Origin of the sequence: Psychromonas algarum (assembly GCF_004376845.1) — a bacterium.
Taxonomy (GTDB): domain Bacteria; phylum Pseudomonadota; class Gammaproteobacteria; order Enterobacterales; family Psychromonadaceae; genus Psychromonas.
Map to the genome: position 1 here is coordinate 199,019 of NZ_SNUW01000005.1, position 12,960 is coordinate 211,978.

The window sequence follows — 12,960 nt, forward strand, 5'->3', positions numbered from 1 at the left end:
TAAATGATTTAGATTAATCCGTATTCTTGAACATAGTGAAGTCCCCCTTTGAGAACTATTCCAAGCGACAGCACACCTATCTTCTGGATCTTAATAACTGCTACAAGCGTTATTGCTCATTTTTATTAAATTGGGGTGAATAAGGGATTAACACATATTTTAGCCAATCACTTTTTTACCTATTCAATATACATTTATTAGTTGAATCGAAGCTTCTATTAATTATTAATGCTAATCATAACTGCATCTGTTCGCCAATATTCAAATTCACAATCAATGATGTCATTGTGTTGGTTATAATTAACACGGCATATTTTTAATACTTGTTGCCCAGTACGTATGTTTAATGCTTGTGCAACATGTTCTGGTGCAGCAGTAGGGATAAATTCAAAATTAGAGCGATTCGTTTTGAATCCGTACTTTGTTGCATAAAGTATGGTCAGGGATTGCGCTAAATCTTCCGATAAAATATCCGGAAAGCAATGACTAATAAGGCAGTTTTCAACAAACAATACCGCACGACCATCAATATAGCGTAATCGCTCAATAACATGAATGGGTGTCAACTCTGACAATGCTAAAAGTGTAGCAATAATGCTAGGTGCCATCATGCTTTTTACTCCCAATAACTGAGTTTTAGCGGTACGTTGTTGATCCCTTATCATTTGATGAAAATGACAGCGTGATAAGGGGTTATATTTAATTCTAGGTGGAGAAACAAACCATCCTCTTCGATCTTCTCGATAAATTAAACCTTCCACCTCCAATGAATCCAATGCACTTTTTACACTAATTCTAGTGATTGAAAAAAGCTCACTTAATTCACGCTCAGAAGGAATTTTTTGTAAAGGTAATAATAACTTCCCACTAATTTGATCTCTTAAAACTGCTTTGATGTCTTTCGAAACGTCCTTTGCCACGCCCATATGGTCTAGTCCAATTAAATTGCATTCACTTTCTATATTTAAACTTCAAAACTGAAAATAAGCAATCCATTCACCTGTTAAATATTAAGCATTCAATTTATTGGTCATAAAAACGACTTATTTCCGTAAGTAAATTGTAATACTTCTCAGATAGCATAAAAAAATAACTGCTGGACTAGTCCAAAAACCAACCATGAAGGATGAAAATATAATGAAAGTATTTACAACAACGAGCACCTTACTTGCACTATCACTCACCCATAATGTCTATGCGACAGAATCAATGGAATCACTGATTAAAGCGGCTCAAAAAGAGGGGCAAGTCTACAGTGTCGGTATGCCAGACAGTTGGGCAAATTGGAAAGACACATGGGTTGACCTTAAAGAAAAATATAATATTAGCCACCAAGATACTGATATGAGCTCTGCGCAAGAAATTGCAAAATTTGAAGCTGAAAAGAATAATGCGACGGCAGATATTGGTGATGTCGGTTTTGCATTTGCACGCGTCGCAACCAGCAAGGGTGTGACACAACCTTATAAGCCGACTACGTGGAACGATGTTCCTGATTGGGCAAAAGATAAAGATGGTCATTGGGCTTTAGCTTATACTGGAACTATCTCTTTTATTTCTAATAACAACCTCGTAAAAAATGCACCAAAAACATGGGCTGATTTACTTGAGGGTGATTACAAAGTCACCATTGGTGATGTCGGTGTTGCTTCTCAAGCCAATAATGCCGTATTAGCAGCCGCTTTTGCTAATGGCGGCGATGAGTCAAATTTAAAACCTGCGATTCAATTTTTTGAAAAATTATCTAAACAAGGCCGCCTTTCTTACGCGGATCCAAGTTTAGCTAATTTAGAAAAAGGTGAAGTAGAAGTTGCGGTGATGTGGGACTTTAATGCGCTTAATTACCGAGACAAAATCGACCGCACTCGCTTTACGGTTGGTATTCCACAAGATGGTTCAGTTACTTCAGGTTACACCACTATTATTAACAAATACGCCAAAAATCCTAATGCAGCAAAGCTTGCGCGTGAATATATTTTCAGTGATTCAGGACAAATTAATTTAGCAAACGGCTATGCACGCCCGATTCGTACCAACGTAACGTTACCGGTTGAAACACAAGCAAAACTGATCCCAAATGATCAATATAAAGCCACTCACCCAATCACAGATTTTAAGGCATGGGAAAAATCTGCGCGCAGACTACCACGAGCATGGCAAGAAAACGTGTTAATCCACCAACAATAATTGAGATTTAATATGAATAATAAGGTGATCCTTGTTGTTCTTGATGGTTTAAATCTAACAGTAGCCCAACACTGTATGGGCTACTTAACTGGATTAATAGAGCACAAGAAAGCAAGTCAATACGCTTTACAGAGTGAATTACCGTCACTATCTCGCCCTTTATACGAATGTATATTAACCGGCAACTCTCCGGTAAATAGTGGCATTGTCCACAATCATGTCACACGTAATTCGCATTTAGAATCTGTTTTTAGTTTGGCAAATAAACAGGGTAAAACTACAGCGGCAGCTGCCTACCACTGGGTGAGTGAGCTCTATAATATTTCACCTTACAATGCACAAAGAGACCGCCATACCCACAATGAGAAGCTGAATATTCAACATGGCGTATTTTATCATTGGGATCATTACCCTGATGAGGCATTATTTCTTGATGGTGAACACCTACGTCATCAATATGATCCCGACTTCCTATTGATCCATCCGATGAATATTGATGATACAGGACACAAGCACGGATTAGATTCAGCTGAATATCGTAACTCAGTGCGTCAAGCCGATATTATTTTATCGGAATTTCTACCGCAGTGGATAAGTGCTGGCTACCAAATAGTGATCACCAGCGATCATGGTATGAATAACGATAAATCCCACGGTGGCACACTCAAAGAAGAGCGTGAAGTTCCACTCTATTTAATTGGTGATCAGTTCACTCATAAAGCAAATGCGATAAAACAAACGGAGCTTTGCGGCATGATCTGTGAGTTACTGGGGTTAGAACATTCGAAACCCTTTATTAAGGAGTGCTTAAAGTGAATACCGACAGGATCGTGCAACAAGATCAGCGTAAGCAAGATATAAAAAAAACGAGAGTTTTTTCAAAATTAGCGAATTATAAGCCCATATTATGGTTTATTCCCTTTGCATTTTTTTTTTACTTGTTCCAAATCGCCCCAATGATATGGGTATTCATTAACAGTTTTGTTTATGAAGGAAAGTGGTCATTGGAAAATTACCACGAGATTTTTAATTCATCTTTCATATTACAAAGCTTTCATAACAGCGTATGGATAAGTTTTTGGTCCAGCTTGATTGGGTTATTAATCGCCGCATTATTAGTTTCATCTCTACGACATCTCAACAGCCGTATCAAAGAAGCGATCATCGCTTTTACTAATATGAGCAGTAACTTTGCAGGGGTGCCCTTAGCCTTTGCTTTTATCATTATCTTGGGCACCAATGGTGCAGTCACTCTGCTATTAAAACAGTGGGGGATCATTGAGGACTTTAACCTTTATAGCCGTTGGGGTTTACTCACACTGTATATCTACTTTCAAATACCCTTGGGTGCATTATTACTTTATCCCGCTTTTGATGCACTTAAAAAAGATGCCTATGAAGCCGCAGCATTGCTCGGTGCTAGTTCATTCAGGTACTGGATAAAAATAGGCTTTCCTATTCTTTCTCCGGCACTACTTGGGACTTTCATTATTTTGTTCGCTAATGCGATTGGTGCTTATGCAAGCGTATACGCACTGACTTCAGGAAATTACAATATGGTGACCATCCGAGTAGCTAGTCTTGTATCTGGCGATCTCTTTTTAGAGCCCAACTTAGCAGCAGCAATCTCCGTAGTTTTGATGCTACTACTTGCCTTTATTACTGCTATTAATCAGTGGTTAATTTCACGGAGTTATTATGGAAAATAGTAAACAGTTTGTTCATAAAGGCGTTGTATACAGCATTACAACACTCTTATTGATACCAATATTAGCAACGTTTATCTATTCGTTATCATCAAGTTGGGGAGCGACTATTCTGCCCGATGGTTTCACCTTTAAATGGTATAGCAGCCTATTAACGGATCCTCGTTTTCTGGATGCATTCGGGCGTTCATTGTTTATCTGTATTGCGTCACTGCTATTAGCGACCCTATTAGTATTGCCGATGATTTTTGTCGTTTTTTATTATTACCCTAAACTCGACAAAGTGATGAATCTGCTGATTTTATTGCCCTTTGCAGTGCCACCAGTGGTCTCTTCAGTGGGGCTATTACAATTATACGCAAACAGTTCTTTTCAACTGGTCGGCACGCCATGGATATTAATTGGTACGTATTTCACCATCGCTCTTCCTTTTATGTACCGTGCGATTGCCAATAGCTTTACTGCAATAAACTTAAAAGACTTAATCGATGCGGCTCACCTGTTAGGGGCAACCACCACAAAAGCATTTTTATTAATCATTTTACCGAACTTAAAAAAAGGGTTACTAGCTTCCCTATTCTTATCATTTTCGTTTCTATTAGGTGAATTTGTTTTTGCCAACATCCTGGTCGGAACACGTTACGAAACCTTACAAATCTATCTTTATAATATGCGCCAAACCAGTGGTCACTTTACATCAGCACTGGTCATGACCTACTTTGCCTTCATCTTCTTATCTACTTGGCTGGCAAGTCGTTTAACCAGAGGAAATAATCAATGAGTTACGTAAAAATAAATAGTCTTAGCAAACGTTTTGGTGATGTCACAGTTTTTGAAGATATCGAATTTAATATTGAGAAAGGTGAATTTGTTACCTTACTTGGCCCAAGTGGTTGCGGAAAATCTACCCTGCTTCGAACACTAGCAGGTCTAGATAAAGCTAATGCAGGACAAATATGCGTTGATGGGGTCGATATCACTAATGTATCGCCTCAACACCGTGAAATCGGCATGGTTTTTCAATCCTATGCCTTATTTCCAAATATGACAGTCGAAGACAATGTGTTTTTTGGATTAAAGATGAAAGGGAGCAGCAAAAAAGAAGCCAAAGTAAACCTACAAAAAATGCTGACACTTGTTGAGCTAAACGGGAAAGAGAAATTTTACCCACACGAACTATCAGGTGGTCAACGTCAGCGTGTTGCACTAGCAAGAGCCTTAATCGTAAAACCAAGAATATTGCTGCTTGATGAACCCCTATCGGCGCTTGATGCCAAAATACGCAAAAATCTGCGACAACAAATTTTGGATATTCAAAAAGAGTTGAACCTTACCACTATCTTTGTGACACATGACCAAGAAGAAGCGATGTTGATGTCCGATAGAATTTTCTTAATGAACAAAGGAGAGATAATACAACAGGGTAATCCAGTAGAAATATATACCAAGCCTGCTAATGAATTTGTCGCTAGCTTTATGGGCAACTATAACCTAATTTCAGGTGAAACTGCGAAACACTGGTTTAACATCAATACTACTAGCCCAAAAGTCGCTATCCGTCCAGAGTCTATTTATATCAAAGAGGCTGGCCGGCACTATGCTGACCATATATCATCGCCAAAATCTGCGAAGATCATCTCTCACCAATTACTTGGTAATATCATTCGCTATAACCTAAAAGTAGAAAATGAAGTCTTAACCGTGGATTTATTAAACCGCTCCTCTGAGCGATTGATGCCAAAAGGCAGCGAGATAGAACTATTATTCAACTTAAACGAAATTCAACCAGTGGGAACTTAACATGCTAAAACCTCTTTACGTATTTGATATGGATGACACCTTAGTCAATGGCGATTGCTCCATGTTATGGAATGTTTTTTTGGTAGAAAAAGGCATTATCAAGGATCCCAATTTTATTGAAAAAGATCGCGCAATGATGCTTGAATATGCACAAGGGGAAATGAATATGGAAGAGTATCTAACCTTCTCCTTAGCACCTATCATGGACGTTTCCGCAACCCAAATTGATGAGTTGGTCGATGAGTTTGTTACAAAATCCATATTACCTAACGTATTTTCTGAAGCAAAAACATTAATTTTTCAGCTAAAAGAAAATGAAGTCCCTTTACTGATTATTTCAGCTACAGTCTCTTTTATCGTTAAAAAGGTGGCAAAGCAACTTGGTATTGAACATGCAATTGGTATCGATCTATTGATGAAAAATAATTGCTATTCAAGCCAAGTTGACGGTGTAGCAAGTTATCGAGAAGGCAAAGTTCAGCGCTTAAAAAAATGGATTGAGATAAATACAATAGAATTTCAAAGCATTCATTTTTACACTGATTCAATCAACGACTTACCATTGTGTCTTTACGCAGATCATACTTATTTAATTAATCCTTGTGAGCAATTAATAGAGCAAAAGAAAAATCATGATCATTGGCAAGTATACAAATGGGGAAAGTAGGAGCTATTTCATACTTTTTAATACCTTGGAGGATATTAGTAAAGCAGACTACGCGACCAATGCAGACTCTGGTTATTAAATCTTTTTAATGAGCCGTAATACAGATATATTGTTAAATGGAAAACTAGTTAGCAGATTCAACCTGAAATACAAAATCACTAAGTAGCTATAGCTATAATATGTTCAGCCATTAAGTTGGCTGGCGCTTTGAAATTAAGCTTCTTTCTTGACCTATCATTTAAGTTAACTATTACACCTTCAACTTCTGTTTGCGATATGTTTTTAAAGCCCGTTAATTTCTGCCAATATTGGCGTAATAGTTCATTAGCGTTTTCATTCAAGCCACGTTGCCATGAGCAATAAGGAGTCGCAAAGTAGCTCCCACACTTTGAATGCTCAGTCATCACTTCATGAAAAGTAAACTCCTTAGCGTTATCTGCTGTGATGGTGAATCCCCCACCTTTAAGTTGAATATCCTGCATTAATACGATTCAATACTTTCTACAAAAAAATACGTTTAATATCCTACTAGCAACTGTAATATATATGTATAAGATTAGCCTAGTAGTTCAATCAGTTAGTTATTATTGATGGAGTAAAATCAACATGGTTCAAGAACATAAAGATCACTCTTCGTGGGTAAGTATTATTTTGCTATTAATCTGTATTGGGGTATTAGGATACAGTGTTTATTATTTTGTTTATTCTAACTCAAATCGCAGTGTTATCGCTCTCATGGAGCCGATTGAGAATATGAGTAAAGATGTAAATGAGCTCTCTAGCATTGTACTTGAAGAAGATTCAGACCTCGTTCCGATAGAAGTGCCCTCTTCAGCTTTACCTATTAAAGCTGAAGTGCCAAAAGCACAAGAAGTAGATGATTCACTCCCTTTATTAGACGAATCTGACCCTATTATTTTAACCACTCTTACAGAAGTAAGTGAACCGGGTTTAGTTGCAGAGAAATTATTAAAACATGACTTGCTTCGTAGCTCAGTTGTTTTTATTGCTAACTTTAGCAACGGTGAGTTTATTTCTAACTTTAGCCCTCTAACAGCCATCAACCAACCTTTTATAATTGAAAGCAGAAACCAAGAGATTTTTGTTGATCCACGTAGTTATGAGCGTTATGACAATTACACCAATTATATTGTTTCTATTGATAGTCACAAAATAGTAGAACACTATAAAAAATTAAAGCCGTTGATTGATGAAGCCTATGCTGAAATTGCTCGTCCTGGAGCAAATTTTGATGACGCGTTAAATGGTGCAATAGAAATGGTATTAAGCGTACCCATTGTTACAGAGCCAATTAAATTGAACTCCCCTTCTGTGATGTACCGTTATAGTAGTCTTGAATTGGAAAATTTAAATGATGCTCAGAAATTAATGTTACGAATGGGGCCTGATAACTTAATGAAAATACAAAATAAATTACAAAGTCTTCAAACTGAATTAGACAAAATGCATCATTAGATTTTGTGTTTATGTTTGGTTGCTAAAGTTTGTTATAGGTTTTGGATAAAGGTTTTAGCAACCATCAAAATTCATCATATAAGTTGGTGGAGTATTAATCGAACTTGCTTGAGTGTATTTAAAATAGCAATCATCATTTCTTACATCATTATCTTTGTTTGTATCAAATCCAATATAGGTATGTTCAATTCCTTCATAAATAATGGAGAAATCATCAGATAGATCAATACGCTTTTCAACATCGGTATTATCAAGATAGAACCATTTTAATCGTGTATCGTACTGCCCATCAGCATTGGTATCAACATCCAGTAGATCATCTCGTCCTACAATGCCTATTTGGGTGGAGTAACTTGGCATGTGTGATTTCATATACATAAAATCATTTGCTGTTTTTGCGCTTAATTGAACTTGCTTGATGGCTGCAATTTTTGCATCTCGGCCTAAGGAAACAAAAGATGAATAAGCAATAGAGGATAAAATACCTATCAGGATAATGACAATAATTAATTCTATTAACGTAAAACCTGATTGTTTATTTTTTGAATCTAGGTTGCCTTTCACATTATTCACACATTCACTTCCATTTAAATGACAGGTTTCGTTCTATTCCTTTATGAGTAGGATTATATGGTAGTGTTTTATCATCATTTAAAATTATTTTGATACTATTTGATTTGGATAACATAAAAACGCAAGTTTACTAATACCAATTGCAATAATGAGTGAATCTATTTTACTGTTCAACATTACCTACTTAATACAATTGGTACCATTATCTTCACGACTAACTTATTCAGTAAACTTACATTTTTGTTAATATATTCGATTTGCTATCCATAACGTTTGGTAAGGTTGCAACACAAAACTTTCTTGTTGCATGGTTAATTCATCTCCTGTAATTAAATCGATCCACTGATCTGTCATTACAAGATTTAAATCATGAATCGCTAACGTGATTTCTTGGTCGGTCACGTTACTAATACAAAATATACTTTGTTTTCTGTCCTTGCTTTGTCGCCAGAATCCAAATAATTGCAGACCAAGATGTAATGTAAATTGAGTTGCATTTGGATGAAAAGCAGGTTGTTTAATACGAATATCTAATAAATTTTTCAAAGAAGAGAGCACAATCGCATGATGATTATGGCTATCCGCTAAGTTCTTTTGTAGTTGTTCGTAATCCCAACGATGACGATTAATCGATCTATTCTGCTGTGTGTTTTCTACTTTTTCATAATCATTTTGCGTGCCTAATAAACTATGAATATAAACACCAGGGATCCCTTCTAAGGCAAACATAATGGCATGAGCACAAATAAAGCGCTGTAATCCAAACTCGTCTGGGCCTTTGGTTGTCCCTTTTAATGCATCATATAAAGCGATATTAATTTCGTACGGTTTTTGATGCCCTGATTCTGTGCTGCGCCAAGAGACTTTCCCACCAAAGGTTTGCATGGTTTCAACTAAAATGTTTAGTTCATCGTCATTTAACAACCCTTCTGCAGGCCTCAATCCAATACCATCATGGGATGCGATGAAGTTAAAATAAGTGGTGCCATCTTGTGAAGGCGGCATACTCATTAACCAACGTTTAAGGTACAAACAATCACCCGTGACTAATGTATTAATTAATAAAGGAGGAAGGGAAAAATTATAGATTGCATGTGCTTCATTAGCATTACCAAAATAGGTTAGGTTTTGTGAATTTGGGATATTTGTTTCTGTAATGATCACCGCATCACTCTGTGCATGCTCAAGTAGTGTTCTTAATAAACGTATTACTTCATGGGTTTCAGGTAGATTGATCGAGCTACTGTTGAGTTTTTTCCACAAAAATGCAACTGCATCAAAACGAAATATTTTAACTCCCATGTCTAAATACAAACGAATAATACTGACAAAGCTTTTTAATACTTCAGGATTTCTAAAATCAAAATCGACTTGGTCATGGCTAAAAGTACACCATACATACTGTGTTCCATTACCTGTTTCAGTTTCTCTTAATAAATCAGATGTTCTAGGGCGAACAACGTCACTTAAATCATCTTCTGGAGAAGCGGTAAAAAAGTAATCATGTCCAATACCTTCACCTTTAATAAAGTTATCAAACCAAGCACTTCTGCTTGAACAATGGTTAATAACTAAATCTGACATCAAGCGGCGATCTTTTGCGATTGCCTGTATTTCTTGCCAACCACCTAAAGATTCATTAACACTTGAATAATCAATGACAGAAAAACCATCATCGGAGCTGTATGGGAAAAATGGCAAGATATGAATACTATTAACACTTTTCTTTAAATATTGATCAATAAAATGCTGTAGCGTGACAAGTGGTTTTTCATCTTCTTTTACTAAAGTATCACCATAAGTGATCATGATGACATCTTGTTGCGACCAATGATTTTGATACGCAACGGGTGTACAGCAGTTTTTTTCAAGACGCATTAATTGTATTAATTCATCACTCAACTGTTCATAACTGGTGGTTAACTCAACTTCATTATAAATAAAACTAAGCTGTTGTATTAATTTGGTTTTTAGTAAATCTAACTCATTATCTATGGAATTAAAGTCCGTCATAGAAACCCCCTTCAATAATAATTATTTCAGCAAACTTAGTTTGTTTATTATTGGCAGCCTTTAGTGACTGCCATCCCCTGTGATTTTATTGCTCACTAAACTCTTGATAATCTAATTCTACAGCTTCTTTAAGTTGCTCTAATACATCTGGCATTGCACTGATCACCCTGCTCCATGAAGGAATAAAAGGTGTATCCATTGGTTTGTCTAAAAAGATTTGTCCCGCTGTCATGACATTTTCAGCAAACATTTCAATGGCCTTTTCTTCATTGTGAATATCTAAACTTAATCCATTCATCAAAGCATCACCTCGATACATTTCTAAGTAATCAAGGGCAATACGGTAATAGGTTGCTTTTAATGTACGGATGCTTTCAGGACTAAATGTTTCACCTTGTGTCGCGAGTTTACGGATAAAGGCTTTAGTAATATCAATAGACATTTTAGATAAGCCACCTTCAACACTATCTAATGAAAGGTCTTGATGTTTATGATCATAAGCGTCAGCAATATCAACCTGACAAGTACGATTACTTGCATAGTTACGATGCATTTCAGATAACACGCCAATCTCTAATCCCCAATCACTTGGAATGCGTAAATCACTTAATACGTCTTTACGGAAAGAGAACTCACCTGCTAATGGATATAAAAAGCTATCAATGAACTCTAAATAGTCATTATGTCCAACCGTTTTCTTTAATGCTTTAACCAATGGTGTCACTAAGAGGCGAGATACACGTCCATTAATTTTTCCATCGGCCACTCGAGCATAATAGCCTTTACAGAATTCATAGTTAAATAATGGATTAGCAACCGGATAGATTAAACGAGCTAATAAAGAACGATCGTAAGTCACAATGTCGCAATCATGCAATGCAACTGATTCAGCTTTCCCTGAAGCTAGCGTGTAACCCATGCAATACCAAACATTACGTCCTTTACCTAGCTCTTTAGGTGCAACCCCTAAGGCTTGTAGTTTTGCATCTAATGCTTGTAAACGAGGACCTTCATTCCATAAAACACGATGATGTTGAGGTAATTTTTTAAAGAATTTAAGTGCATGTCGATATTGCTCTTCATTTGCACGATCTAATCCGATAACGATTTCAGATAAATATGGCACTTCACTTAAATGCTCCACAATATCTGATAATGCATCACCTTCTAATTCAGAATAAAGTGAAGGCAAAATAAGTCCCATCGGACGAGTTGAGGAAAAGCTTTGTAGTTCAGCTTCAAGGTCTTCATTGCTACGCTGTCTAAGGTTATGCATTGTAGTCACAATGCCATTTTGATAAAAGTTTGCCATGTTATTATTCCTTTAATTTCCAATTATTTATAATGATAAAATTTCATTTAAACATTCTGCCCAACCCGCTGGCCCGTATTGCTGACTTTGATAAACATTGTTGGTTCTTTTTAAGTGGGTAAATTCATGTACAGGGGAACGAATTTGTACCGCTATCGTCGCTTGTTCCAGCATTGCGATATCATTTTTACCATCACCTAGTGCGATGCTAATAGCAGGTTCGTTATCAATTAATTGATCTTCATACACTGCGGTTAACCACTGTTGCGCTTGGCCTTTATCACAAGCACCACTGATATGCAGAAAACGCCCTCCTTCTAATACATTCGCCCCTAAGCTTTGCATTAAGCTTATAAATTCTGTTTGTTGTTGTTTGCTGCCAAACCAATCTAAGGGTTCACTATACTGACGCTGTTTTGCCAATGATGCATTATCAATATTCAAGCCAGTTAACCTTGCAACCTGCTGTTCATCCATTTCAGAGAAACCTGTAAACCATGGTTTAAATGACATGGCATTGGTCGCTAATACAGACAACCAATGGTCTTTATCTTGGCAAAATGACTTAACCCAGTAATCACCTTGCAATTGAGTTTCTTCAGGTTGTTTTTTAAAGTAATTGACGGGGATGTAAACGGCGGCGCCATTTTCAATAATGAAAGGGGAATTTAAATCAAGTTGCTTGCGGATAAGTAAAATTTCGGGGAGCGTTTTACTACTGTTAGGGATAATCGCTATGTCATGTTGCTTTAGCTTTTTTATCGTGTCTTCAGCTTCTGTTGTTTGATAAGTGTAATGGTCTAATAATGTGCCATCTAAATCGGTAAAAATTAATGTTTTTTTATGCATCGATATTCCGTTTATTAATAATGATATCCGTTATCTTTCTTTCCTAAATAATATAAATCTAAATAACATAAAAAATCGCTTTATGATGAACAGGCTTGATCTGTCATATTTACTGATAAGCCATTGCTTAATTAATGAGTCTCTTATAAACGCATTAATTTCTCATGAAGATTAAACGGCTTTTATTTCAAACTGTTTAATCTTTACTTAACATTTTTTCGCGTTTCTTATACGTTTACAATACACAAAAAACTAAACAAATCAAACTCATAATAGAAATAGCCATCGCACTCATAAGCTCTTTAATGCTCAAGAATCCAATTGTATCTGTATGTTGAGAGTCTTGATAAATAGATGGCTGTTTCATATTACTCTCC

The 12,960-nt window shown here is 36.4% G+C and carries 14 protein-coding genes; 7 read left to right on the plus strand and 7 right to left on the minus strand.

The features are described from left to right. Positions 1–218 precede the first annotated feature (218 nt). Entirely contained in the window at positions 219–926 is a 708-nt protein-coding gene (locus E2R68_RS06100) for a UTRA domain-containing protein (RefSeq protein WP_134276607.1), read from the minus strand. A 211-nt stretch (positions 927–1,137) separates the two neighbouring features. Between E2R68_RS06100 and E2R68_RS06105 the strand changes: the two genes are divergently transcribed. From E2R68_RS06105 to E2R68_RS06130, 6 genes are all read left to right on the plus strand, one after another. Continuing rightward, complete coding sequence (locus tag E2R68_RS06105) at positions 1,138–2,187, plus strand: ABC transporter substrate-binding protein (protein ID WP_166738814.1); 1,050 nt, start codon at positions 1,138–1,140, stop codon at positions 2,185–2,187. Positions 2,188–2,199: 12 nt separating this feature from the next. Continuing rightward, positions 2,200–3,003 carry an alkaline phosphatase family protein gene (locus E2R68_RS06110; RefSeq protein WP_134276609.1) on the plus strand — a complete coding sequence of 268 codons (804 nt, stop codon included), beginning with the start codon at positions 2,200–2,202 and terminating at the stop codon, positions 3,001–3,003. Positions 3,004–3,275: 272 nt separating this feature from the next. Beyond that, on the plus strand, positions 3,276–3,896 hold the full coding sequence (locus E2R68_RS06115; protein WP_243834615.1) for an ABC transporter permease: 621 nt from the start codon (positions 3,276–3,278) through the stop codon (positions 3,894–3,896). Then, the gene (locus tag E2R68_RS06120; protein WP_134276610.1) at positions 3,886–4,674 is read left to right on the plus strand and encodes an ABC transporter permease; all 789 of its coding nucleotides are present in this window, start codon (positions 3,886–3,888) and stop codon (positions 4,672–4,674) included. Before E2R68_RS06115 ends, E2R68_RS06120 begins: the two co-directional genes overlap by 11 nt. Beyond that, entirely contained in the window at positions 4,671–5,693 is a 1,023-nt protein-coding gene (locus tag E2R68_RS06125; RefSeq protein WP_134276611.1) for an ABC transporter ATP-binding protein, read from the plus strand. Before E2R68_RS06120 ends, E2R68_RS06125 begins: the two co-directional genes overlap by 4 nt. Before the next feature lies 1 nt (position 5,694). Continuing rightward, positions 5,695–6,360: an HAD family hydrolase gene (locus tag E2R68_RS06130; RefSeq protein ID WP_134276612.1), complete on the plus strand. Its 666-nt coding sequence runs from the start codon at positions 5,695–5,697 to the stop codon at positions 6,358–6,360. Positions 6,361–6,518: 158 nt separating this feature from the next. Here the strand turns inward: E2R68_RS06130 and E2R68_RS06135 are convergent, their stop codons facing one another. Next, positions 6,519–6,842 (minus strand): IS30 family transposase, encoded by a 324-nt coding sequence (locus E2R68_RS06135; RefSeq protein ID WP_166738815.1) that lies wholly within the window; start codon positions 6,840–6,842, stop codon positions 6,519–6,521. Positions 6,843–6,966: 124 nt separating this feature from the next. Here E2R68_RS06135 and E2R68_RS06140 point away from each other — a divergent pair, with 124 nt between their 5' ends. Beyond that, on the plus strand, positions 6,967–7,836 hold the full coding sequence (locus E2R68_RS06140; protein ID WP_134276613.1) for a DUF3014 domain-containing protein: 870 nt from the start codon (positions 6,967–6,969) through the stop codon (positions 7,834–7,836). Between the two features lie 54 nt (positions 7,837–7,890). Here E2R68_RS06140 and E2R68_RS06145 read toward each other — a convergent pair whose 3' ends face one another. From E2R68_RS06145 to E2R68_RS14195, 5 genes are all read right to left on the minus strand, one after another. Next, the gene (locus tag E2R68_RS06145) at positions 7,891–8,409 is read right to left on the minus strand and encodes a prepilin-type N-terminal cleavage/methylation domain-containing protein (RefSeq protein WP_243834616.1); all 519 of its coding nucleotides are present in this window, start codon (positions 8,407–8,409) and stop codon (positions 7,891–7,893) included. 243 nt (positions 8,410–8,652) lie between these two features. Next, positions 8,653–10,422 carry a sugar phosphorylase gene (locus tag E2R68_RS06150; protein ID WP_134276614.1) on the minus strand — a complete coding sequence of 590 codons (1,770 nt, stop codon included), beginning with the start codon at positions 10,420–10,422 and terminating at the stop codon, positions 8,653–8,655. An 85-nt stretch (positions 10,423–10,507) separates the two neighbouring features. Then, on the minus strand, positions 10,508–11,734 hold the full coding sequence (locus tag E2R68_RS06155; protein ID WP_134276615.1) for a glycosyltransferase family protein: 1,227 nt from the start codon (positions 11,732–11,734) through the stop codon (positions 10,508–10,510). A 27-nt stretch (positions 11,735–11,761) separates the two neighbouring features. Further along, positions 11,762–12,583, minus strand: coding sequence for an HAD-IIB family hydrolase (locus E2R68_RS06160; RefSeq protein ID WP_134276616.1), 822 nt, complete (start codon positions 12,581–12,583; stop codon positions 11,762–11,764). A gap of 235 nt (positions 12,584–12,818) precedes the next feature. Continuing rightward, positions 12,819–12,950, minus strand: coding sequence for a hypothetical protein (locus E2R68_RS14195; RefSeq protein WP_279587473.1), 132 nt, complete (start codon positions 12,948–12,950; stop codon positions 12,819–12,821). Positions 12,951–12,960 lie beyond the last annotated feature (10 nt).

Bases quoted from the DNA above. Each gene is read 5' to 3' on its own strand.
- E2R68_RS06120 (WP_134276610.1), top strand. From the start codon at position 3,886: ATGGAAAATAGTAAACAGTTTGTTCATAAAGGCGTTGTATACAGCATT.
- E2R68_RS06135 (WP_166738815.1), bottom strand. From the start codon at position 6,842: ATGCAGGATATTCAACTTAAAGGTGGGGGATTCACCATCACAGCAGAT.
- E2R68_RS06155 (WP_134276615.1), bottom strand. From the start codon at position 11,734: ATGGCAAACTTTTATCAAAATGGCATTGTGACTACAATGCATAACCTT.
- E2R68_RS06140 (WP_134276613.1), top strand. From the start codon at position 6,967: ATGGTTCAAGAACATAAAGATCACTCTTCGTGGGTAAGTATTATTTTG.
- E2R68_RS06110 (WP_134276609.1), top strand. From the start codon at position 2,200: ATGAATAATAAGGTGATCCTTGTTGTTCTTGATGGTTTAAATCTAACA.
- E2R68_RS06160 (WP_134276616.1), bottom strand. From the start codon at position 12,583: ATGCATAAAAAAACATTAATTTTTACCGATTTAGATGGCACATTATTA.
- E2R68_RS06105 (WP_166738814.1), top strand. From the start codon at position 1,138: ATGAAAGTATTTACAACAACGAGCACCTTACTTGCACTATCACTCACC.
- E2R68_RS06100 (WP_134276607.1), bottom strand. From the start codon at position 926: ATGGGCGTGGCAAAGGACGTTTCGAAAGACATCAAAGCAGTTTTAAGA.
- E2R68_RS06125 (WP_134276611.1), top strand. From the start codon at position 4,671: ATGAGTTACGTAAAAATAAATAGTCTTAGCAAACGTTTTGGTGATGTC.
- E2R68_RS14195 (WP_279587473.1), bottom strand. From the start codon at position 12,950: ATGAAACAGCCATCTATTTATCAAGACTCTCAACATACAGATACAATT.
- E2R68_RS06130 (WP_134276612.1), top strand. From the start codon at position 5,695: ATGCTAAAACCTCTTTACGTATTTGATATGGATGACACCTTAGTCAAT.
- E2R68_RS06150 (WP_134276614.1), bottom strand. From the start codon at position 10,422: ATGACGGACTTTAATTCCATAGATAATGAGTTAGATTTACTAAAAACC.